This window comes from Bradyrhizobium lablabi, from assembly GCF_001440475.1.
Lineage (GTDB): Bacteria > Pseudomonadota > Alphaproteobacteria > Rhizobiales > Xanthobacteraceae > Bradyrhizobium > Bradyrhizobium lablabi.
In genome coordinates, this window is the sequence record NZ_LLYB01000076.1 from 225 (window position 1) to 20764 (window position 20540).

Annotated in this window: 21 protein-coding genes; 7 read left to right on the forward strand and 14 right to left on the reverse strand. The window is 63.2% G+C overall.

Annotated elements, in window-relative coordinates; translation table 11 throughout:
* Positions 1-164 precede the first annotated feature (164 nt).
* Positions 165-782 carry a hypothetical protein gene (locus CQ14_RS20235; RefSeq protein WP_057859605.1) on the forward strand — a complete coding sequence of 206 codons (618 nt, stop codon included), beginning with the start codon at positions 165-167 and terminating at the stop codon, positions 780-782.
* 11 nt (positions 783-793) lie between these two features.
* On the opposite strand, the gene CQ14_RS20240 is transcribed toward CQ14_RS20235, so the two are convergent.
* Positions 794-1765, reverse strand: coding sequence for a LysR family transcriptional regulator (locus CQ14_RS20240; RefSeq protein WP_245320427.1), 972 nt, complete (start codon positions 1763-1765; stop codon positions 794-796).
* A 42-nt stretch (positions 1766-1807) separates the two neighbouring features.
* Between CQ14_RS20240 and CQ14_RS20245 the strand changes: the two genes are divergently transcribed.
* Positions 1808-2470, forward strand: coding sequence for an SDR family oxidoreductase (locus CQ14_RS20245; protein WP_057859607.1), 663 nt, complete (start codon positions 1808-1810; stop codon positions 2468-2470).
* An 87-nt stretch (positions 2471-2557) separates the two neighbouring features.
* Positions 2558-3529, forward strand: coding sequence for a quinone oxidoreductase family protein (locus CQ14_RS20250; RefSeq protein WP_057859608.1), 972 nt, complete (start codon positions 2558-2560; stop codon positions 3527-3529).
* A 140-nt stretch (positions 3530-3669) separates the two neighbouring features.
* Here the strand turns inward: CQ14_RS20250 and CQ14_RS20255 are convergent, their stop codons facing one another.
* From CQ14_RS20255 to CQ14_RS20265, 3 genes are read right to left on the reverse strand one after another with little or no spacing between them, the layout of a single operon-like run.
* Positions 3670-3885 carry a hypothetical protein gene (locus CQ14_RS20255; protein WP_347337149.1) on the reverse strand — a complete coding sequence of 72 codons (216 nt, stop codon included), beginning with the start codon at positions 3883-3885 and terminating at the stop codon, positions 3670-3672.
* A gap of 23 nt (positions 3886-3908) precedes the next feature.
* Positions 3909-4280, reverse strand: a complete 372-nt coding sequence (locus tag CQ14_RS41585) for a lysozyme inhibitor LprI family protein (RefSeq protein WP_063800390.1) — start codon at positions 4278-4280, stop codon at positions 3909-3911.
* 2 nt (positions 4281-4282) lie between these two features.
* Positions 4283-5134, reverse strand: coding sequence for an SDR family oxidoreductase (locus tag CQ14_RS20265; protein ID WP_057859610.1), 852 nt, complete (start codon positions 5132-5134; stop codon positions 4283-4285).
* A 456-nt stretch (positions 5135-5590) separates the two neighbouring features.
* On the opposite strand from CQ14_RS20265, the gene CQ14_RS20270 reads away from it, so the two are divergent.
* Positions 5591-6697, forward strand: a complete 1107-nt coding sequence (locus tag CQ14_RS20270; RefSeq protein ID WP_057859611.1) for a DUF2336 domain-containing protein — start codon at positions 5591-5593, stop codon at positions 6695-6697.
* A 512-nt stretch (positions 6698-7209) separates the two neighbouring features.
* Here CQ14_RS20270 and ilvC read toward each other — a convergent pair.
* The 9 genes from ilvC to miaA form a co-directional block, all read right to left on the reverse strand.
* Complete coding sequence (gene ilvC, locus CQ14_RS20275; protein WP_057859612.1) at positions 7210-8229, reverse strand: ketol-acid reductoisomerase; 1020 nt, start codon at positions 8227-8229, stop codon at positions 7210-7212.
* 147 nt (positions 8230-8376) lie between these two features.
* Entirely contained in the window at positions 8377-8982 is a 606-nt protein-coding gene (locus CQ14_RS20280) for a LysE family translocator (RefSeq protein WP_057859613.1), read from the reverse strand.
* A 9-nt stretch (positions 8983-8991) separates the two neighbouring features.
* Positions 8992-9882 (reverse strand): EamA family transporter, encoded by an 891-nt coding sequence (locus CQ14_RS20285; protein ID WP_057859614.1) that lies wholly within the window; start codon positions 9880-9882, stop codon positions 8992-8994.
* A 7-nt stretch (positions 9883-9889) separates the two neighbouring features.
* Complete coding sequence (locus CQ14_RS20290) at positions 9890-10585, reverse strand: class I SAM-dependent methyltransferase (protein WP_057859615.1); 696 nt, start codon at positions 10583-10585, stop codon at positions 9890-9892.
* A 2-nt stretch (positions 10586-10587) separates the two neighbouring features.
* Positions 10588-11142: an acetolactate synthase small subunit gene (gene ilvN / locus CQ14_RS20295; protein WP_057859616.1), complete on the reverse strand. Its 555-nt coding sequence runs from the start codon at positions 11140-11142 to the stop codon at positions 10588-10590.
* 25 nt (positions 11143-11167) lie between these two features.
* On the reverse strand, positions 11168-12154 hold the full coding sequence (locus CQ14_RS20300) for a threonine dehydratase (protein ID WP_057859617.1): 987 nt from the start codon (positions 12152-12154) through the stop codon (positions 11168-11170).
* A 14-nt stretch (positions 12155-12168) separates the two neighbouring features.
* Positions 12169-13944 (reverse strand): acetolactate synthase 3 large subunit, encoded by a 1776-nt coding sequence (locus CQ14_RS20305; RefSeq protein WP_057859618.1) that lies wholly within the window; start codon positions 13942-13944, stop codon positions 12169-12171.
* Positions 13945-14348: 404 nt separating this feature from the next.
* Entirely contained in the window at positions 14349-15035 is a 687-nt protein-coding gene (locus tag CQ14_RS20310) for a hypothetical protein (protein WP_057859619.1), read from the reverse strand.
* Positions 15036-15167: 132 nt separating this feature from the next.
* Complete coding sequence (miaA, locus tag CQ14_RS20315; RefSeq protein ID WP_057859620.1) at positions 15168-16097, reverse strand: tRNA (adenosine(37)-N6)-dimethylallyltransferase MiaA; 930 nt, start codon at positions 16095-16097, stop codon at positions 15168-15170.
* On the opposite strand from miaA, the gene serB reads away from it, so the two are divergent.
* The 3 genes from serB (at position 16096) to CQ14_RS20330 (ending at position 18636) form a co-directional block, all read left to right on the forward strand.
* Positions 16096-16998, forward strand: coding sequence for a phosphoserine phosphatase SerB (gene serB, locus CQ14_RS20320; protein WP_057859621.1), 903 nt, complete (start codon positions 16096-16098; stop codon positions 16996-16998). The two genes, miaA and serB, sit on opposite strands and share 2 nt — an antisense overlap.
* A 148-nt stretch (positions 16999-17146) precedes the next feature.
* Positions 17147-17557, forward strand: a complete 411-nt coding sequence (locus CQ14_RS20325) for a hypothetical protein (RefSeq protein WP_057859622.1) — start codon at positions 17147-17149, stop codon at positions 17555-17557.
* A gap of 176 nt (positions 17558-17733) precedes the next feature.
* A complete protein-coding gene (locus CQ14_RS20330; RefSeq protein ID WP_082649959.1) occupies positions 17734-18636 on the forward strand; it encodes a restriction endonuclease in 903 nt (300 codons plus the stop codon).
* Between the two features lie 127 nt (positions 18637-18763).
* On the opposite strand, the gene CQ14_RS20335 is transcribed toward CQ14_RS20330, so the two are convergent.
* Positions 18764-20269 (reverse strand): Do family serine endopeptidase, encoded by a 1506-nt coding sequence (locus tag CQ14_RS20335; RefSeq protein ID WP_057859624.1) that lies wholly within the window; start codon positions 20267-20269, stop codon positions 18764-18766.
* Positions 20270-20540: the final 271 nt, after the last annotated feature.

Here is a 20540-nt window from a genome sequence, read left to right on the forward strand (position 1 = left end):
ACTGATTACACGGATTGACCGGATCCGCAGGCCATATGTAACTGGTGATTACATTTCCATCCGCGTCATTGCGAGCGCAGCGAAGCAATCCATTCTTTCGTGACGTGGTGAGATGGATTGCTTCGCTGCGCTCGCAATGACGGCATAACCAAAGGGGGACGAACATGCCGACGCGTCAAAACTGGTTCGAAGGCTGGCGGCTGTTCGCCCTGCTCTCGCTGACCCTGCTCGCCCTGAGCATCTGGATCGCCGGCATGCGCGCATTCGAGGTCGAGGGCGTGCGCATGGTGATCCGATTCACCGCGCGGACCTCGCTGCTGCTGTTCTGCCTCGCCTTCGCAGGTGCTGCTTTGGCACGGCTATGGCCCAACGCATGGACGCGGTGGCTGCGCCGCAACCGCCGCTATCTCGGCGTCAGCTTTGCCGCCTCGCATGCCATCCACGCGGTCGCCATCCTGGCCTTCGCCATCATGGACCCGATCGGTTACGCGGCCGCGACCTCGATCGCCTCCTACATCTTCGGCGGCATCGGCTACGCCTTCATCATCGCCATGACCGCAACCTCATTCGACCGCACCGCGGCGGCGATCGGCGCACGCGCCTGGCGCCGGCTGCATCTCACCGGCGGCTATTATCTGCTGTTCCAGTTCATGGTCTCGTTCGGCAAGAGGATCCCGGACATGCCGCTTTACGCGCTGTTCCTGATCCCGCTCATCGCCGTGTTCGCGCTGCGGATGATCGCGATGGCGCCGCGTGCCCAGGCCCCGGCGCGGGCGAGATGATCGGAGCAACCCTAATGCCGCTGCCATCCTGCTTTGATGGATGCCGAAACGGCATCGACGAATAAGCGGGTCTTCGTCGGCACAAGACGGCCCGGCGGCAAGACTGCGTAGACCCCGCCTTCGCCTTTTCCGGTCCATCCGGGAAGCACTTGAACAAGTTTGCGCGCCTTCACCGATGGACCAATCAGCCAATCCGGCAACAAGGCAATACCTGCGCCTTCAAGGGCGGCCATGAAGATAACCTCAGAATTGTCGGCAACGAGGTTGCAGTTCGGACGTACGGTCTTGCGCTGTCCCTCTCTGGTCAGCATCCAGTCCGGCCAATAGGGATGGCTCGGAAATCCCAGACACGCATGATCCTTCAGATCGGCGGGCGTGCGCGGCCGACCATGGGCCTCGAGATAGCTCGGCGCGGCTATCAAGATGTTCCTGTAGGAAGCCATGCGCTTTGCGGTCAATGAACTGTCGCTTAGCACGCCGACGCGGATTGCCACGTCAAACCCGTCCGCGATGACATCCACGATCTGATCGGTGAAGTGAGCGTCGATCCGGATGAGCGGATGTTGCGCCAGGAACGACGCGAAGGACGGGGCGATCCAATGCCGGCCAAACGTAACCGGCAGCGATATCTTCAGAACACCTTGAGGACTCGCCGCGAAATCGCTTGCCTCGGTGGTGGCACTCACAAGCTCACCCAGAAGGGCCTGAACGCGCCTGAAATAGAGAGCGCCGACTTCGGTGAGCGACACGCGTCGCGTCGTGCGCGAGAGCAGCCGGACGCCGAGCCGCTGCTCAAGCTGGCTGACGCGCCGGGAGATGACCGATGCGTCGCGTCCGATCTGCGTCGCAGCGCCGGCGAAGCTGCCAGCCTCGCCGACGGCAACGAAGGCCGTCAGTTCCTCCAGTGATCCGCGCTCCGACAATTCCTGCATCATTTGCACGAGTTTAATGCCGCCGCACCCGATTATCGGCACGGCCTGCACGTTCTACATCGGGCGGACCGAAACGTCGAAAGGAAACACACCATGAAGACATTTCTCAGCATCGGAGCCGGTCCAGGCATGGGCTTCGCGACCGCCGAACGGTTCGCCAGGGAAGGATTCCAATTGATTTTGGCCGCCCGGAACGCCGCCAAAACCGAGCAGTTAGCCGAGAAGCTCAAGTCGAAAGGGTACAGGGCCGAAGTTCGAACGGTGGATTCGAGCAATCCGGAGAGCGTCGCCAAACTGGTCGCCGAAGTCGAAAAGCAGCACGGCTCCATCGACGTCTTGCATTATAACGCTGCCGCCATGCGCAAGGCGACGCTGGCGGAACAGCCGCGCGAGACCTTCAATGGCGATCTGGCCGCGAACATCGGCGGTGCCCTCGTTGCTGCTCAGGCCGTCGCTCCGAAGATGGAAGAGCGCAAGTCCGGTGCGATCCTGTTGACGGGAGGCGGCTTCGCGCTTGCTCCCAGCCCGGACTATCTGTCGCTCAGCATCGGCAAGGCCGGCATCCGTGCGCTGGCGCTTGGGCTCTTCGAGCCCTTCCGGGAAAAGGGCATCCACGTCGCGACGGTGACGGTCGCTGCGTTCGTGTCCCCGGATTCGAAGGAAGCCGCATCGGCCGCCGAGTACTTCTGGCGCCTCTACAGCCAGCCGCGGGACGCCTGGACCGCCGAAGCGACCTACAGTCCGGCCAACGTTTGAGCAACGAGCCCAGGCCAGGGGTCGCCAACACCGACCGCCGCAGGCCGGCTGCCGGCCTGCGGCGAGGGAACAATTTTGGAGAACGAGATGACATCGGCAATTCGAATCGAAAGCACAGGAGGACCAGACGTCCTCAGGCTTGAGCAGGTCGAACAAGAAGCTCCCAAGTCCGGTCAAGCCTGGATCGAGCATGACGCCATCGGCGTGAATTACCTCGACGTCACGCAACGCAATGGCGCGGTGCCGATACCACTGCCGAGCGGTCTCGGACTGGAGGGCGCGGGACGCGTCACCGCGATTGGTCCTGATGTCGAGAACGTCGCAGTCGGCGACCGCGTCGGCTACGCGCTCGGTCCCCTTGGCAGCTATGCGATCGGCCGCCTCTATCCCGCCAATCGTCTGGTCAAGCTTCCGGACGCAATCACGTCCGAGGATGCCGCAGCGGTGATCTTCAAGGGCATCACGGCGCAGTACCTCATCAAGAGCACGTTTCAAGTCAAATCCGGGACGACGGTTCTGCTCTATGGCGCCGCTGGAGCGCTCGGCCAGATCCTCGCGCCCTGGGCGAAGCACCTGGGAGCCTTCGTGATCGGTGTCGTATCGAAGGAATCGAGCGCCCCGCGCGCGAAGGCGGCGGGATGTGATGCCGTCGTGATCTGGAGCGAAGACCTTCCGGCTGAGATCAGGCGGCTGACGGGTGGTCGTAAGGCCGACGTCGTCTATGACGGTGTCGGACGGACGACGTTTGCCGCCTCATTGGACAGTCTGCGGCCGCGCGGCACGATGGTGTCGTTCGGCGCCTCGACGGGCGCGCCTCCGCCGGTGGAAGTTGGAACGCTCAACGCCAAGGGCTCGCTCTTTCTGACGCGTCCCGGACTGGCTGCGCATGCAACTGACATCCACGAATATCGTGAGCGCGTCCTCGACGTGTTCGACGCCGTGGAACGCGGCATCATCAAGCCGTCGGTCTGGAAGACCTACGCATTGTCCGATGCTGCGGGCGCACACGAAGCGCTCGAACGCGGAAGATCGGCCGGCGCCATCGTTCTGAGACCGTAAATGGACGTCACCATTGACGTCGAACTTCATGAGGGCAGCGGCGCGTGGCAGCTCTATATGCTGCTGCCCATCATGATCTGATAACGATCACCATGCGGGTTCCGGAGGCATGCAGCCGGCGCGCGCGCGCCAGTCCCGCCCTAATCGCCCGCCAGCAGATGGTATTTGCGCCCAAGCCTTCGATGCACAGACATGACGGCGCGGTCGACGTCGCTGATCAGGCTGTCACCGAGAAGCACGTTGGGAATTTCCCAGTTGCGGCCCTCGCGGATATTGGGAAGCCCGCGCACGGCGGGAACAGACGCGGTTTCGCATCCCGGCTGGCCGCGAAGCGCCTGGTCGGCGATCTCAGTCAATTCCGTGCTGGTCTTCCCTGTCGTCACTGCTGGCCGATGCCCTCAAGTTCCTTGGCGCGCGCCTCCGTCATGCTACGCATGCACTCGCCTGCATCGAGCCGGGCGATCGTACCCTCACCCAGACCGTAATACAGGCAGTTGGCGTCGCGATACTGGACCCACAGCCGCTGCACGGCGCGCAACTGATCGCGCTGCTTGTCACCCGCGGTGCCCAACGCCTTCTGATAAGCCGCGTTCAAGCGCTTGTCCCATTGCGCGGTCTTGGCCTTGAGGCATTCGACCATCTGGTAAGTGTTGCCGTCGCAGGATTGTTCCGGCTCGTCCTGATCACCGGCATGGGCGATCGAAACCAGCCCCAGCAGCGCCGTAGCGCCGAGTACCATTCGGAGCGTCATGCTCATCGCTGCGGCGTCAGCCCGAGGCGCTTGGCGACGATCTTGTCGATTGTTCGCTTGGGCAACACGGCAGCCATGAACAGCTGCACCGGATCAGGCGTGATCGTGTAGCGGACCTTGGGCTTCGGCAACGTCAAAGCCTCGAACACCTTCTCGGCGATCATCTCGGGCGGCAATCCCTTCGCGCCGAGGTTCAGCATGAAAGCGCGGATCTTCTCCAGCGCCGGAAGATATGGCGAGTTCTTGTACGGCGAGATATCGACCTCCTCGGCCTTGCTCCAGATCGGCGTCTTGACCGCACCCGGCGCGATGACGATGACGTCGATCCCGAACAGCATCAGCTCGCGGCGCAGGCTCTCCGACAGTCCCTCGATGGCGTGCTTGGAGGCGGAATAGGCCGAGGTCATCGGATTGCCGTTCTTGCCGGCGACCGAGGAGATCATCACGATCCGCCCCTTCGGCCCCCTCAAGCTCATATCGGAGCCGAGCAGCGGCCCGAACGCCTGGGTCGCAATGATGGGGCCGATGAAATTGACCTCCATCTGGCGGCGGAATTCGTCGGCGGCGAGTTCCAGCACCGGCCCTGACACCGCGATGCCGGCATTGTTGACGAGGCCGGCGAGCGTTTCGCCGTTGAGGGCGGCGCGGACCTCGCGCGCCGAGGCCAGCACCGCGGCCTCATCGGTGACGTCGAAGATCAGCGGCGTGAAGTTCGTCCCAAACTCCCCTTTGAGGCGGTCGGCGTCGGCCTGCTTGCGGACGCTGCCGAATACGCGGAAGCCGCGGTCGAGCAGCAGTTTTGCACTGGCCCAGCCGATACCGGTGGAAGCGCCGGTGATGACGACAGATCTCATGGTCCAAGCCCTTGATCGGAGGTTTAATGAAGTTCGTCGTGAAGGAAAGCTTAAGCCCCGGTTGGCGTGCTTCCTTCGCGGGGGGCGTCCAGCCTTGACGGCGTCTTGTTCGGCAAGTTGCTATTCGATTTTTCCCGGGAACGGTTTGGTGAGGATAGCAGCCGGACCGGGATACCGGAAGCGGCGACGCAGGCCTGATCCGGTGCAACATGCGCGATTTATCGCGTGAAATCGCGGCCTACGCCCCGATCGCATTGGTAAAGCAATTCGCAACGCGGCATTTGCAATGCGCGGCATGCTTCGACGTCGGCGTGGCCGGCGGCGACCGCAATCCATGTATTGCCCGTTTCGGATGCAGCCACGCGCAGTCCTGCCCGGTCGTGCCTTTAACGCGGGTGTAAGGCTCGGCTCGCCATGCTGTGCGCCAACCCATCAACAACCGACAGGCTGCCCAGAATGGTTCAACAGCCAGCACACTCGATTATTGCCGAACTCGAAGACGCCGTCAGGGGCGGTTCATCCGCCAAGCGGGTGGAAACCCTGCGACAAGTCACCGATCTCTTCCTCAACGACGGCGAACGCCTCAGCGACGACCAGGTCAAGGTCTTCGACGACGTGCTCTGCCTCCTGATCGCGCGCGTCGAAACGCGGGCCAAGGCCGAACTTTCCAAGCGGCTGGCGCCGCTCGACTACGCCCCGTTCGAGGTGATCCAGCATCTCGCCTGGGACGACGAGATCGAGGTCGCCGGCAATGTGCTGACCCATTCCAGCCGGCTCGGCACCGACGTGCTGGTCGAGATCGCCAGCAGCAAGGGACAGGACCACCTGCTCGCGATTTCCGGCCGCGCCGAACTGCCCGCGGCGGTGACCGACGTCATCGTCGACCGCGGCGAAGGCCAGGTGATCCGCAAACTCGCCAATAATGCCGGCGCCAGGTTTTCCGACCAGGGCTTTTCCAGCATCGTCGCGCGCGCCGGCGCAGACGACGAGCTGGTCGAGGCCCTCGGCCTGCGCGCCGATTTCCCGCAAAAGTTCATGGGCGACCTGCTCCGCCGCGCCAAGGATGCGGTCCGCGCCCGACTGCTCGCCATCGCGCCGCCCACGGTCCAGGAAGAGATCAAGCGGGTCCTGAACGAAATCGCCCGCGAGGCGCCGCCGCCAAGCCGCAGTTTCGGCGTTGCCGAGGAGCTGGTGAAGCTCATGAAGGGGCTGAACGAGCTCGACGACGCAGCGGTGTACAAGTTCGCCGAACAGAAGAAGTTCGACGAGGTGACCGTCGCGCTGGCGGTTCTCAACGATATGCCCGTCGAAATGACGGCCAGGCTGATGGAAGGTCCCCGCGCCGACCTGATCCTGATTCCCTGCCGTTCGGCGAAGCTGAACTGGCCGACGGTCGAGTCGATCCTGCGCAATCGGCCGATAAAGCCGGCGATCAGCGAACAGACGCTGGAGATCGCGCAACGTGATTTCCGTAAGCTGTCGATGGAGACGGCCCAGCGCACCGTCCGCTTCTGGCAGCTGCACAACAAGATCGAGAAAGAACCGATCATCCGGACGCATTGAGTCCGGCCGGACTGCAAGCGGCATCTATCAAGGTGCCGTTTCGCTCTGCTGATCCAACAGGTGAGCGGCGCAGGACATAGCGCTCCGGCGCCCGGCTCGCCTGACGACCGGCCGGATCCGCGAGTGGCACGCATATCGAATGCAGATTAAGAACCCGCGCTTTGAACCTGCAAACGCTGGCTTTTCCGTCGCTAATGTAACTGGTGAGATTGCTCGCACCAAGAATGTGCGTGCGGCGCCAGTTCTTCGTTTCCACGCGGCTGCCGCGCTTCGAGCGACGCGTTGAAGAATGTGCTTGAAGCATCAATCCTTCAAGAAAACGGCGAGACCGCTTGTGCGATCTCGCCGGATATTGTCGAGCAAGGTTTAAGATTTGATGTTTCAATACCAGGCCGCCCCGGAGCGTAGGGTGGGCAATGGCGCGCTCTTCGCGCCGTGCCCACCATGTCTCCATCAGGCGGTCACCGTTAGTGGTGGGCACGCTGCGCTTTGCCCACCCTACGGCTCGGACCTTAGTTCTTGGTCTTGTCGACCAGCGCGCCCTTCTTGATCCACGGCATCATGTCGCGGAGCTTGGCGCCGACTTCCTCGATCGGATGGGCGGCGAGCTTGGCGCGGGTCGCCTTGAACGAGGTCTGGTTGACCTTGTTCTCCAGCATCCAGTCGCGGGCGAACTTGCCGCCCTGGATGTCGGCGAGGACGCGCTTCATCTCGGCCTTGGTCTCGGCGGTGACGATGCGCGGGCCGGTGACGTATTCGCCGTACTCGGCGGTGTTGGAGATCGAGTAGTTCATGTTGGCGATGCCGCCTTCATAGATCAGGTCGACGATCAGCTTCACCTCGTGCAGGCACTCGAAATAGGCCATCTCGGGGGCGTAGCCGGCTTCGACCAGCGTCTCGTAGCCGCCCTTGATCAGCTCGACCAGGCCACCGCACAGCACCACCTGCTCGCCGAACAGGTCGGTCTCGCACTCTTCCTTGAAGGTGGTTTCGATGATGCCGGCGCGGCCACCGCCGATGGCCGAGGCGTAGGAGAGGCCGAGGTCATGGGCGTTGCCGGAGACGTCCTTGGCGATCGCGATCAGGCAGGGCACGCCGCCGCCGCGCTGATATTCGGAGCGAACGGTGTGGCCGGGGCCCTTCGGCGCGATCATCAGCACGTCGAGATCGGCGCGCGGATCGAGCAGGTTGAAATGCACGTTGAGGCCGTGGGCGAAGACGAGCGCGGCGCCCTTCTTCATGTTGTCGTGCAGGTGGTCGCGATAGATGTCACCCTGCAGCTCGTCGGGGGTCAGCATCATGACGAGGTCGGCCCATTTGGCGGCCTCGGCGACTTCCATCACCTTGAAGCCGGCGGCTTCCGCCTTCTTGGCCGAGGCCGAACCCTTGCGGAGCGCAATGGCCACTTCCTTGACGCCGGAGTCCTTCAGGTTCAGCGCATGGGCGTGGCCCTGGCTGCCGTAGCCGACGATGACGACCTTCTTGCCCTTGATCAGGTTCAGGTCGGCGTCGCGATCGTAATAAACACGCATGGTCGTTTCCTCAAGCGATGGCCAAAAAGGGCCGGTTAATCAGGCATTTGGGTGGGTGGTGACCGCCGGTCGCCCGCGAATTTCCGGCGTTGTCTAGAGCATTTTCCTGCCCATGGGAAATCCGTTTATGCATGGCCCGGTGCGGCATCATGCGTCCATGAAGACCGGATAGAGCGAGGCCAGGAGCAGCACCGCCATGACGATGTTGAAGGCGCGTACTGCCCGGGGGGAGGTCAGGACCGGCCGCAGGGCGGTGCCGAACAGAGCCCAGGCGGTGCAGGACAGGATCCCCAACAGCAGGCTGAGGCCGACCTGGATCGCGATGTTCCAGGGATAGGCCGCGATCGCCGCATAGGCAGTGATGGTGCCGATCACCATGACCCAGCCCTTGGCGTTGACCCACTGGAACATGGCCGCGCCCCAGAACGTCATCGGGTGGCCGCGGCTCTTGTCCTGCTCGGCGGAAGGCGGCTCGGACATCGCGATGGCCCAGGCCAGATAGATCAGGTAGGCCGCGCCAGCATATTTCAGGATGGTCTGCAGCACCGGATAGGCGATGAAGATGGTGCCGAGCCCAAGCCCCACCGCGCCGACCATGAAGGCGAAGCCGACCGTGATGCCGAGAATGTGCGGGATCGTCGGGCGAAAGCCGTAAGTGAGCCCCGACGACAGCAGCATGATGTTGTTCGGCCCCGGCGTGAAGAACATCACGGTGGCGAACATGACGAAGGCGATCAAAAGCGAGTGTGACATCGGGGGGCCTCACGCGATCTTTGGCAGAACTTGTTTTTCTGAAGCCTGGGCAGGCTTGGACAGCAGCATGACGGCGATGCCGCCGACCACGGTGATCATGCCGGCGAGCCGCAGCGGCCCGAAGGTTTCGCCGAACACCACGCTCGATGCCGCGGAACCGACGAACGGCACCAAGAGCGCGAACGGCACCACCTGCGCCGCCGGATAATCACGCAGCAGCCGGCCCCACAGCCAGTAGGCGATGCTGGTGGAGACGCCGCCGAGGCCGATCATGCATATCAGGCCGGTCAGCGACATGTGGGTCAGCGCATGCCAGGTCGGCTGCGGGCCGTTGGTGATGAGCGTCAGCGCCAGCAGCGGAACCGCCGCGACCAGGCACAGCCATGCGAACAGGTCGAACATCGGCACGCCCTGCGCGCGCCGCAGCAGAAGATTGCCGGCCGCGAAGCTGAGCGGCGAGATCATCAAGATCGCGAAGGCGCTGATGCTGAAATCGTAACCGACGGTGCCGCAGATCATCAGCAGGCCAACCGTGGCGATGCCGATGCCGACCGTTTGCCACGCGCCCGGCCACTCGCGGAACAACAGCGCGGCAAAGCCGATGGTGAACAGCGCCTGGCTCTGCACGATCACGCTGGAAAGGCCGACGGGAACGCCATGCGCGATGGCGAAGGCTTGCGCCAGAAACTGGCCGAGGAACAGCGTGAAGCTGATCGAGACCAGCACGGTCCACGAAACCTTCGGCCGCGCCACGAACAGGCACGGCAAGGCGGCGATGGAAAAGCGCAGCGTCGTCATCAGTTCCGGCGAAAACTCGTTGAGCGCGATCCGGCTGGCCACGAAAGCAAGGCCCCAGATCACCGCTACCAGCACGGCGATGCAGACATCCGCCGGTTTCATTTTTTTTCTAGCTCTGTTGGTCCGGCTTTGGCTTGCGCAGGAGATAGGTGCCGTGGAGCGGCGCGTGATAGTCGACCGATTCCAGCGTGAAGCCGATATCGGTCAGCATGCGCTCGATCACCCAACCGAAGGTCGAGTATTCGTCGCGCATATGGGTGACCACGCCCTCGCGCTGGAAATCGTGGTTCTTGATGGTGAATTCGGCCCATTGGTCGACATCGCGCTCGACGCCGTCGGGCATGCTGACGAAGACGATGTCGCGCAGGTAGAAATTCGCGCCGGGCTTGAGCGCAGCAAAGATCCGCGCCAGCGCCACCGCTTTCCAGAAGTCCGGCAGATGGTGCAGTGTGAATTCGCTGACGATCAGATCGTAGGAATTGGGCTGGTAGGCAAAGCTCAGCATGCCGGCCGGCTGGGTGCGGATCGCGATCTTGCGGTCGCGGGCCTGGATATTGGCGAGCGCCAGCATCGCCGGAGAAATATCTATTGCGTCGACCTCGGCCCCCATCAGCGCCGCTTCGCAGGCCAGTACGCCGTTGCCGCAACCGATATCGGCCACCCGCCAGCCCGGCTGCACGCCGAGCATGGTGAGCGCGGCGCGGGCGCGCTCGTCGCTGTCGTCATGCCGGTCGTAGATCGAGGCAACCGCGCGATCGAGCCCGAGCCGCCTTCGTTGAGTGTAATACCAGTCACGCGCCAGCATGTTCACATCCCCTCAGGCCCACGCCCGATTGCGGCAACGCCGGTGCGCGACACCTCGACAAGGCCGAGCGGGCGCATCAGGTCGATAAATTGACTGATCTTCGATGAATTGCCTGTGATCTCGAACACAAAACTTTCGGTGGTGGCGTCGATCACCCGGGCGCGGAACGCATCCGCCAGCCGCAGCGCTTCGACCCGGCTGTCGCCGCGGCCGCTTACCTTCACCATGGCGAGTTCCCGCTCGATCGAGCGGCCGGTGATCGTCATGTCGACGACGCGATAGACCGGGATCATGCGGTCGAGCTGGTGCTTGATCTGCTCGATCACCATCGGCGTGCCCGTGGTGACGATGGTGATGCGCGAGAGATGCTTCTGGTTCTCGGTCTCGGAGACGGTGAGACTGTCGATGTTGTAGCCGCGGCCGGAGAACAGGCCGATCACGCGCGCGAGCACGCCGGGCTCGTTCTGCACCAGGACCGAGAGCGTGTGCGTCTCGTTGGGATCGTGGCGCTCCTCCAGGAAGTAGGCGGATGCGGGCTGGTTCGCGGGCTGGTTCATGGTCGTCCCCTTGGATGTCCTCTCGTCATGCCATCGCCGGTTCGGCGGTTGGCGTGACATCCGTCCCGATCCATTTTCGGAACAGGTCAAAATCGATATTGCCGCCTGACAGGATCAAGCCGACGCGCTTGCCGGCGAGTTTTTGCTTTTCCTGCAGCGCCGCCGCGAGCGCGGCGGCGCCGGCGCCTTCGGCCAGATTGTGCGTGTCGGTCCAGTAGGCGCGGATCGCAGCGCCCACCTCATCGTCGCTCACCTGCACGATGCGCGAGGCGCCCTTGCGAATGATGGCGAAGGCATCCGGATCGGGAATGCGCGTCGCCATGCCGTCGGACAGCGTATTGCTGGTTTCGGTGGTCACAATCTTTCCCGCAGCAAAGGACAGCGCGTAGGACGGCGCTTCGGTCGATTGCACACCGACGATTTCGGTCTTCAGCCCGAGCAGGTCGCGCGCCATGATGCAGCCGGAGATGCCGGAGCCCTGCCCGATCGGCACGTAGAGAATGTCGAGGTCGGGCGCGGTGCGGAACAGTTCGAGCGCGTAGGTGGCGACGCCGAGCACGAGATCCCTGTGGAACGACGGCACCATGTGCAGGCCGGCGAACTGGGCGCGGCGCTGGGCTTCTTCGGCCGCCGCCTGAAAATCCTCGCCGTGCTCGACCAGCTCGGCGCCGAACGCGCGCATGGCGCGGTTCTTCTCCACCGAATTGCCTTTCGGCACGTAGATCACCGCCGGAACGCCGTGACGGGAAGCCGCGAACGCAAGACTCTGGCCGTGATTGCCGCGCGTTGCCGAAATGATCCCTGCTGTGTTCGGGCTTTCGCGCTTCAGCCGGTCGAGATAGACCAGCCCGCCCCGCACCTTGAAGGCGCCGATCGGCGTGTGGTTCTCGTGCTTGACCACGACGCGCGTCCCCAGCCGCTGGCTAAGCAGCGGCCAGGCATGCGCCGGCGTCGGCGGCACCGCCTGCCCCACAATCCCATGCGCGCGTTCGAGCTCTGCGAGGTCAAACATCTGCCCCTCTCAACTCACACCAGCGCCTTACCGCCGGCGAACGCTGCCGCCGTCGCCTCGTCGGTGGCTTCCACCGGCAGCAGCATTTCGTTGTGCGCCTTGCCGGACGGAATCATCGGGAAGCAGTTTTCCAGCGCAGCGACGCGGCAATCGAACAGCACCGGGCGCTTGACCTTGATCATCTCCTTCAGCGCGCCGTCGAGGTCAGAGGGCTTGATCGCCTGGATGCCGACACAGCCGAACGCGTCCGCGAGCTTGACGAAATCCGGCAGCGCTTCCGAATAGGAGTGCGACAGGCGGTTGCCGTGCAGCAGCTGCTGCCACTGCCGCACCATGCCCATATACTGGTTGTTCAGGATGAAGATCTTGATCGGCAGTTCGAACTGAACCGCCGTCGACATTTCCTGCATCGTCATCTGCACCGAGGCGTCGCCCGCGATGTCGATCACGAGGCTGTCGGGGTGCGCGACCTGCACGCCGAGCGCGGCCGGCAGGCCGTAGCCCATGGTGCCGAGGCCACCCGACGTCATCCAGCGGTGCGGCTCCTCAAAGCCGAAGAACTGCGCCGCCCACATCTGATGCTGGCCGACCTCGGTCGTGATGTAGGTGTCGTGGCCGCGCGTCGCCTCGAACAGCTTCTGGATGGCGTATTGCGGCAGGATGACGTCGTTGCTCTTCTTGTAGGCGAGCGAATTGCGCGCCCGCCAGGTGGCAATCTCCTGCCACCATGTCTTGATGTCGGGCTTCTTTGCTTCGGCCTTGAACACCTGCAACAGGTCACCCAGCACGTTGCCGACATCGCCGATGATCGGCACGTCGACACGGATGTTCTTGTTGATCGAGGATGGATCGATGTCGATGTGGATCTTCTTCGAGCCCGGCGAGAACGCGTCGGTGCGGCCGGTGATGCGGTCGTCGAAGCGCGCGCCGACGCACAGCATGACGTCGCAACCATGCATCGTCATGTTGGCCTCGTAGGTGCCGTGCATGCCGAGCATGCCGAGCCAGTTCTTGCCCGACGCCGGATAGGCGCCCAGCCCCATCAGCGTCGAGGTGATCGGGAATCCGGTGACTTCGACCAGCTCGCGCAGAAGCTTCGACGCCTCGGGTCCGGAATTGATGACGCCGCCGCCGGAATAGATCACCGGCCGCTTGGCGGAAGCCAGGAGCGCCACGGCCTTGCGAATCTGCGTCGCGTCGCCCTTCACGCGCGGCGTATAGGAAACGTGCACATCGTCCTTGCGCGGCGGATGATAGGTGCCGACCGCGAACTGCACGTCCTTGGGGACATCGACCACGACCGGGCCGGGACGGCCTGAACTCGCCACATAGAACGCCTCGTGCAGCACTTTTGCGAGATCATTGACGTCGCGCACCAGCCAGTTGTGCTTGGTGCAGGGACGGGTGATGCCGACGGTGTCGCATTCCTGGAACGCATCGTTGCCGATCAAATGAGTAGGAACTTGCCCGGTGATGCAGACCAGCGGGATCGAATCCATCAGCGCGTCGGTCAGTGGCGTCACCATGTTGGTGGCGCCGGGGCCCGAGGTCACCAGCACGACGCCCGGCTTGCCGGTCGAGCGCGCGTAACCTTCAGCGGCGTGCCCGGCGCCCTGCTCGTGCCGCACCAGAATGTGCTCGACCTCGCTCTGCTGGAAAATCTCGTCATAGATCGGAAGCACCGCGCCGCCGGGATAGCCGAAGATGTGCTGGACACCATGATCGATGAGCGCGCGCACGATCATCGCGGCGCCGGTCATCTGATTGGGGTCGTTGCTCTGGTCGGTCATGGTCTGCTCCGGATGCGCTGTTGGCGCGGCTTCTTTCGGTTGTCTGTTCTGGGAAATAAAAAGGGGCCCGAGAGGCCCCATGCACACCGCCTGTATTTGGATGGCCGCTAGCCATCCCCGGCGGTGCGCCTGGGTACGACGACGATAAGGAGTTTGGCAATAATATTACGCATTTCGCGGCTCGGACTTCCCAAAGGTTGCGCGGGTTATACCGCCCGGCCCCCGGAAGTCAAGGGAAGGACGCTTTCGGCCCGATTTAGGCAGTGTAACTGTGTTCCGGGCGTTCGGCGAGGGGGAATTTTGTGCTTGCAGGCATGCGGACCGGCCCGCCCAGTCACTTCGCTGTCATTCCGGGGTCCGAAGGGCCAGACCACAAATGCGCAATTACAGATGCTCTGAAGCGATCAAGTGGCCGACTTCTCACCACCGATACAGCTCGGATATGGGGCCTTCTCTCCTGGAACGATCGGGCACAGCTTGATCGGATTCAGAGTCTTGAACCGATCCTGCCATTTCCCAACATCGATCTGCATAGGTGTGTTCGACGGTGCAGCACGTTCGGCCCACTGAACGGTGTAGACATCGGTCTGCCCTTTGATGACCGCGATCAACGCGGTCTCGCTCGTCTTACCTGCTGTCGTGGGCGAAACACCGCACGACACCACTGCAACAGCAGCGTCGTAGCCGCCCAGCTTGTTTTCGCTCAGGAGCGTTACAGAATACGAACCTGGACACGCGACCTTGAACCCTCCTGCCAGGGCATTGAGAAAAGCCTTCGCAGTCGCGTCCGGCTTGGTGGCAAGATCCTTTCGGCCGGTGACGGTAATCATCTGAGTCCAACCGTTGATGGACTCGCCTGTCGGCACCGATTCTTGAATGTAGTAATCAGCTTTTGTCGTGATGAATACCGGTACAAAGCCCCGCGGATAACTCATCTTCAGCAGTTGGCCGAAAATCAGAGTCACCGACGTGACCGAATACCCTTTCTCACGGAGCTTATCGACGGTGCCAAGTGCGTCTTGGCCTTCCGCCAAAGCGCTGGTACTCGACGCAAGAACCGCGACAAGTCCAAGAATTCTTGCCGTATGCATTGATAGCGCCCCCTCAAGCTGATCGCGCTGGCCGAAAGCTACAACCGAGAAGTGAATTCATTATAAATCAACAACTTTAAATCCCACGAGGTGAGGTCGGCTGCAGGCCAGAAAAAGCTGACTCATCCGGGGCTACGGGAGACGGGCCTCCACCCACCCTTTCGCCGCTTCCGGCGCGATCCATTCGAACTCCGGCAGTTGATGCCGGAACCAGGTGAATTGCCGCTTCGCATAATGGCGGGTGTCGGCACGCCCGATTTCGGCGGCCTCTTCACGCGTGATCTCGCCGCCGAGGTAGCGGATCAAGGCCGGCACGCCATGGGCCTTCATAGCCGGCAGCAAGGAATCGAGCTTTCGCGCAGCAAGCACGGCGACTTCCTCCAGCGCACCAGTGTCCAGCATCGCGCCGAACCGCGTATCGATCCGCGCATAAAGCTGGTCGCGTTCGGGCGCGAGGAAAAGTGCGGTGAATTCGCCGGGCGGGAGCAGCGGCGGGAGGCCTTCGCGATGCCAGTCCGGCAGCGCGCGGCCCGTCGCCTCGACCACCTCCAGCGCGCGGGCAATCCGGGTGCGGTCGCGCGGCTTCAGCCGCTCGGCGGAGATGGGATCGCGCCGCGCCAGTTCCTCGTGCAACGCCTCGACGCCATCGCGCTCCAGCCGGGCACGCACGGCGTCGCGCACTTCGGCCGGAATCGGCGGCACCGCGGACAGGCCGCGCGTCAGCGCCTTGAAGTAGAGGCCGGAACCGCCGATGAAGATCGGCAGACGCTTTTCCACGCGCGCTTCCGCCAGTACCTTTTCGGCATCCGCCACCCAGGCGCCCGCCGAGAAATTGACCGCGGCATCGACATGGCCATAGAGCCGGTGGGGGACGCGCGCCTCCTCCTCCACCGTCGGCCGGGCCGTGATGATGCGGAGATCGCGATAGACCTGCATGGAATCGGTGTTGATGACGACGCCGCCGGTCTTTTGCGCCAATTCGAGCGCCAGGGCCGACTTGCCGCTGGCGGTCGGCCCTGCGATAAGCACGGCCTTGCTCAAACTAAGCTGATGCGCCTGCATGTCCCTCGTCGCCACCCTCATCTGCAACCCGGCCAATCCGGCGCTCGACAGTACCATTGTCGACGGCGCGCTGGCCGTTCTCCCCTCGCCGGGAACGGCGCAATGGCTGTTCAACGAAGTGGCCGTCGACATTCCCTTCGACAGCCAGGTCAATAGCCCGGACGAGATCAAGGCGATCGAAACCCGCCTGCAACGGGCGCGCGGCGATCTGCCGATCGACATTGTCGTGCAGCCTGCCGCGGCAAGGCGCAAGAAGCTTTTTCTGGCGGACATGGATTCCACCATGATCGGACAGGAATGCATCGACGAGCTGGCCGACTTCGCCGGGCTGAAAGCCCACGTCGCCGCCATCACCGAACGCGCCATGCGCGGCGAGATCGAGTTCGAGCCGGCGCTGCGCGAGCGCGTCGCGCTGCTGAAGGACATGCCCGTCAGCGTGGTCGACGAGGTACTCGCAAAACGCATCACGGCGACGCCGGGAGGCCGCGAGTTGGTCATGACCATGCGCGCCAATGGCGCCTACACCTGCCTGATTTCGGGCGGCTTCACGCTCTTCACCAATGCGGTAGCCGCCAGGATCGGCTTCCAGGAGAACCGCGCCAACGAGTTGAAAGTGCGCGACGGCAAATTCACCGGTGAGGTCGCCGAGCCGATTCTCGGCCGCGCAACCAAGCTTGCGACGCTGATCGAGCTGCGCGAATCCTTCGACCTCGACGAGATCGACACGCTGGTGACCGGCGACGGCGCCAACGACCTCGGCATGATCCAGGCGGCGGGCCTCGGCGTAGCCTATCACGCCAAGCCCGCGGTTGCCGCTGCTGCCGCCGCGCGGATCGACTACGGCGATCTCACCGCGCTGCTCTATGCGCAAGGCTATCGGCGCGAGGAGTTCGCGGACTAGTCGACGCCTTGCGCGGTCGTATTCGAAGACCTCGGCATTGCCGGGACGCTGCGCGGCCCCTCGGGGCGGCGTACCCCCGCATTTTGTCATCCCCCGGCGGCTCAACCCTGCTTAAGCTGGGGCGAATTGGCAGCTCGGGAGATGAACAATGAAGGTTTCGCGATTGCTGGTCGTCCTCACCGCCGTCAACCTGGCGATCCTGCTGTTTGCGGCCGTGCGCGTACTGCCTGAGATCGACGAGGTGGCGCCGGTGTTGCGGGGCCGCGCGCTGCAGATCGTCGACGAACAGGGACACGTGCGCGCTTCCATCAGCGTGATGCCGGCACAGGCCCAGCCGAACGGCGAGACCTATCCCGAGACGGTGCTGTTGCGGCTGATCACCGAGCGCGGGCGTCCGTCGGTCAAAATCAGCGCGTCGGAAGAGACCGCGGGCGCGACCTTCGCCGGCCCTACGGACACGACAAACACCTACACGATCCTGCAGGCGAAGCGGACCGCGAGTTCGCTGAGGCTGAAGGACGAAGACGGCGGCGAGACGCTTATCAAGCCGGCGAAGTGATCGCCGGCAACGCCGCACGGATCGATTACGCACCTCACTGCTGTGCGCGGGATATCGGCGCGAGGAGTTCGCGGACTAATTGAAAACGGTTCGCGGCTCACGCCGGCAACGTGAACCTATTGCGACGATGAGCAACCTTAAGTAGCTTGCCCAAAAGAGCATCTTAAGAGGTCGCAATGAGCCAACCTAAGACGGTTGATCGTGGCGTTTCACTTATCAAATTCGTACTAGGACTCTTAAGGGCTCACCCGGACGGCATGCGTCCGCGCGATATCTACGCGGAGATCGAATCAAAGCTCCCGCTGGATGATTTCGACAAGGAGACGATGAAGGGATCGGGGCTGCCGCGATGGCGCGCCGCCCTGCACTTCCTTTCCGTCGCGGCGACGAAGGCGGGATTGCTCGTGAAGTCGGACGGACGATGGCGGGTGACCGACGAAGGCCAGAAGTTCGTGAGCCTGCCGGACTACGAACTCAAGCGGCTGATGCGATCGCGCTACCGGGAATGGCGCTGGAGCCATCAGAAGAGCAAGATAGACGCCGGCATCGCCAACGCCGTCGACGAAACGCCGCCACCCGACACCTCGGTCCTGTTCGAGGACGCCAAGGAAAAGGCGCGCGACGAAATCGACACCTATCTCGATACCCTCTCGGGCTACGAATTCCAGAACCTGGTGGCGGCGCTGCTCGAAGGGATGGGATACGCCACCAGCACGGTTTCAAAACCAGGCTCGGATGGCGGGACGGATATTTTGGCCTATACCGATCCGCTGGGCGCGCAGACGCCGCATATCCGGGTTCAGGTGAAACACCGCGACCAGACCGCGTCGCGCGAGGACGTCGCGGCACTTCGCGGCATCATCCGGGGCGACAGGGAAATCGGCCTGTTCGTTTCTTCCGGCGGCTTCTCACGGGAGGCGCGCCGCGAGGCCGGCAACGGCACCGTCCATATCGAGCTGGTCGACCTCGACCGCTTTCTCGAACTCTGGCTGCAGCACTACAGCAAGATACCCGAAGTGAAGCGATCGAAGCTGCGCCTCGAGCCGATCCACTTTCTGGCCGTGGTTTCGCTTACGTGAGGTCGTTTGGCTCTCCGACGAGCTAAAACTTGTCATGCCCGGACTTGATCCGGGCATCCATCAATCTTGAGAGAGTCTTGCGAAGAAGATGGATGGCCGGGTCAAGCCCGGCCATGACGAGATAGACCTACTGCACGCTGAGCGCCACGAAGCGCAATTCACCCTCGCCGTTCGAGACCAGCAGCAGCACCGACTTCTTGCCGTCCTTCTTGAGCTGATCGACGCGCTTCTTGATGTCGGCGGCGCTGCCGACCGCTTCCTGCGCCACCTCGACGATAACGTCGCCGGCGGAGAGGCGCTTTTCAGCGGCGTCGGAGTTGCCATCGACACCGGTGACGATCACGCCCTTCACGCTGTCCTTGATCTTGTACTTCGTGCGCAGGTCCTTGCTCAGCGCGGCAAGATCGAGGCCGAGCGCCTTCTGCGTCACCGGCTTCTCGACCGGGTCTTCCTTGGTCTTGGCAGCGGCCTGCTGCACCTTTTCAGTATCCTCGAGGCGGCCGAGCGTGACCTTGCGGGTCTCCTCTGCGCCTTTACGGATGATGACCACGTCGACTTCCTTGCCGACCGCGGTGTCGGCGACGACGCGGGAGAGATCCTTCGGATCCTTGACGTCCCTGCCGTCGAACTTGACGACGACGTCGCCGGGCTCGATGCCGGCGGGCTTCGCCGGCCCCTTGTCGTCGACGCCAGCCACCAGCGCGCCGCGGGCGGGCTTGATATTGAGGCTTTCGGCGATCTCGTCGGTGACCTGCTGGATCCGCACGCCGAGCCAGCCGCGGCGCAGCTCGCCGAACTGGCGCAGCTGGTCGACCACGCCGGCTACCGTCTTCGACGGCACCGCAAAACCGAGACCGATCGAACCGCCGGTCGGCGAGATGATCAGCGTGTTGACGCCGACCACTTCACCTTCGAGGTTGAACAGCGGTCCGCCGGAATTGCCGCGATTGATCGAGGCATCGGTCTGGATGTAATTGTCGTACGGCCCCTGGCTGATGTCGCGGTTGCGCGCCGACACGATGCCGGCCGTCACCGAGCCGCCGAGGCTGAAGGGGTTACCGATCGCGATCACCCATTCGCCAAGCCGCAGCTTGTCGGAATCGCCGAACTTCACCGCAACGATCGGCTTCACCGGCTTGAACTTCAGGACGGCGATGTCGGTCTTCTTGTCGACACCGACCAGTTCCGCCTTGATCTTGGTGCCGTCGTTCATGATCACGTTGATCTCGTCGGCATCCGCGATGACGTGATTATTGGTGACGACGACGCCGGAGGCATCGATGATGAAACCGGAGCCGAGCGAATTGGTCTTGCGCGGCGGCTGCATTTCGCTTCGCTCGCCGCCCTTGGACGATCCGCCACGCCGGTTCTTGAAGAAATCGTCGAAGAATTCCTCGAACGGCGACCCCGGCGGCAATTGCGGCATCGCTTCCCGACCGCCGCCCTTGGCCTCGACGCTTTGCGAAGTCGAGATATTGACGACGGAGTCGATCACCTTCTCGGCGATGTCGGCGATGCCGTCAGGCCCGCGCGCGCTGGCCGGCGCCGCCGCCAGCATGCTGGCGGCGCTGAACGAGATCGCAATCCCCAGCAGGCGCAGGCGGCTTGTCAAAGCGGGTCTGACACCGGTCATATCGGCTTGTCTCCAAAAGGGGTCGAATTTAGGTCCACACTGCGCCCGAACGGGTCCGAGGCGCAAGCATCTGCACCTGATATTCCGGCGAAAAACCGGCGCCAGGCGGCTCACGATTGCGTTGGCGCCACAGCTATTTTCCGCTGCGACACCAGCATTCCAAAGGCACGAAGCAAAACCAAGGCGCGAAACAAACCACGGCGGGCCATTACACGCAGCAGGCGCCAGAAAGTTCCAGGGCTGTCCGTCGAATCTTGCCGCAAACGACGGT

Coding starts and splice junctions, on each gene's coding strand:
- CQ14_RS20235 (WP_057859605.1), top strand. CDS start 165: ATGCCGACGCGTCAAAACTGGTTCGAAGGCTGGCGGCTGTTCGCCCTG.
- CQ14_RS20245 (WP_057859607.1), top strand. CDS start 1,808: ATGAAGACATTTCTCAGCATCGGAGCCGGTCCAGGCATGGGCTTCGCG.
- CQ14_RS20250 (WP_057859608.1), top strand. CDS start 2,558: ATGACATCGGCAATTCGAATCGAAAGCACAGGAGGACCAGACGTCCTC.
- CQ14_RS41585 (WP_063800390.1), bottom strand. CDS start 4,280: ATGACGCTCCGAATGGTACTCGGCGCTACGGCGCTGCTGGGGCTGGTT.
- CQ14_RS20265 (WP_057859610.1), bottom strand. CDS start 5,134: ATGAGATCTGTCGTCATCACCGGCGCTTCCACCGGTATCGGCTGGGCC.
- CQ14_RS20270 (WP_057859611.1), top strand. CDS start 5,591: ATGGTTCAACAGCCAGCACACTCGATTATTGCCGAACTCGAAGACGCC.
- ilvC (WP_057859612.1), bottom strand. CDS start 8,229: ATGCGTGTTTATTACGATCGCGACGCCGACCTGAACCTGATCAAGGGC.
- CQ14_RS20280 (WP_057859613.1), bottom strand. CDS start 8,982: ATGTCACACTCGCTTTTGATCGCCTTCGTCATGTTCGCCACCGTGATG.
- CQ14_RS20285 (WP_057859614.1), bottom strand. CDS start 9,882: ATGAAACCGGCGGATGTCTGCATCGCCGTGCTGGTAGCGGTGATCTGG.
- CQ14_RS20290 (WP_057859615.1), bottom strand. CDS start 10,585: ATGCTGGCGCGTGACTGGTATTACACTCAACGAAGGCGGCTCGGGCTC.
- ilvN (WP_057859616.1), bottom strand. CDS start 11,142: ATGAACCAGCCCGCGAACCAGCCCGCATCCGCCTACTTCCTGGAGGAG.
- CQ14_RS20300 (WP_057859617.1), bottom strand. CDS start 12,154: ATGTTTGACCTCGCAGAGCTCGAACGCGCGCATGGGATTGTGGGGCAG.
- CQ14_RS20305 (WP_057859618.1), bottom strand. CDS start 13,944: ATGACCGACCAGAGCAACGACCCCAATCAGATGACCGGCGCCGCGATG.
- CQ14_RS20310 (WP_057859619.1), bottom strand. CDS start 15,035: ATGCATACGGCAAGAATTCTTGGACTTGTCGCGGTTCTTGCGTCGAGT.
- serB (WP_057859621.1), top strand. CDS start 16,096: ATGTCCCTCGTCGCCACCCTCATCTGCAACCCGGCCAATCCGGCGCTC.
- miaA (WP_057859620.1), bottom strand. CDS start 16,097: ATGCAGGCGCATCAGCTTAGTTTGAGCAAGGCCGTGCTTATCGCAGGG.
- CQ14_RS20325 (WP_057859622.1), top strand. CDS start 17,147: ATGAAGGTTTCGCGATTGCTGGTCGTCCTCACCGCCGTCAACCTGGCG.
- CQ14_RS20330 (WP_082649959.1), top strand. CDS start 17,734: ATGAGCCAACCTAAGACGGTTGATCGTGGCGTTTCACTTATCAAATTC.
- CQ14_RS20335 (WP_057859624.1), bottom strand. CDS start 20,269: ATGACCGGTGTCAGACCCGCTTTGACAAGCCGCCTGCGCCTGCTGGGG.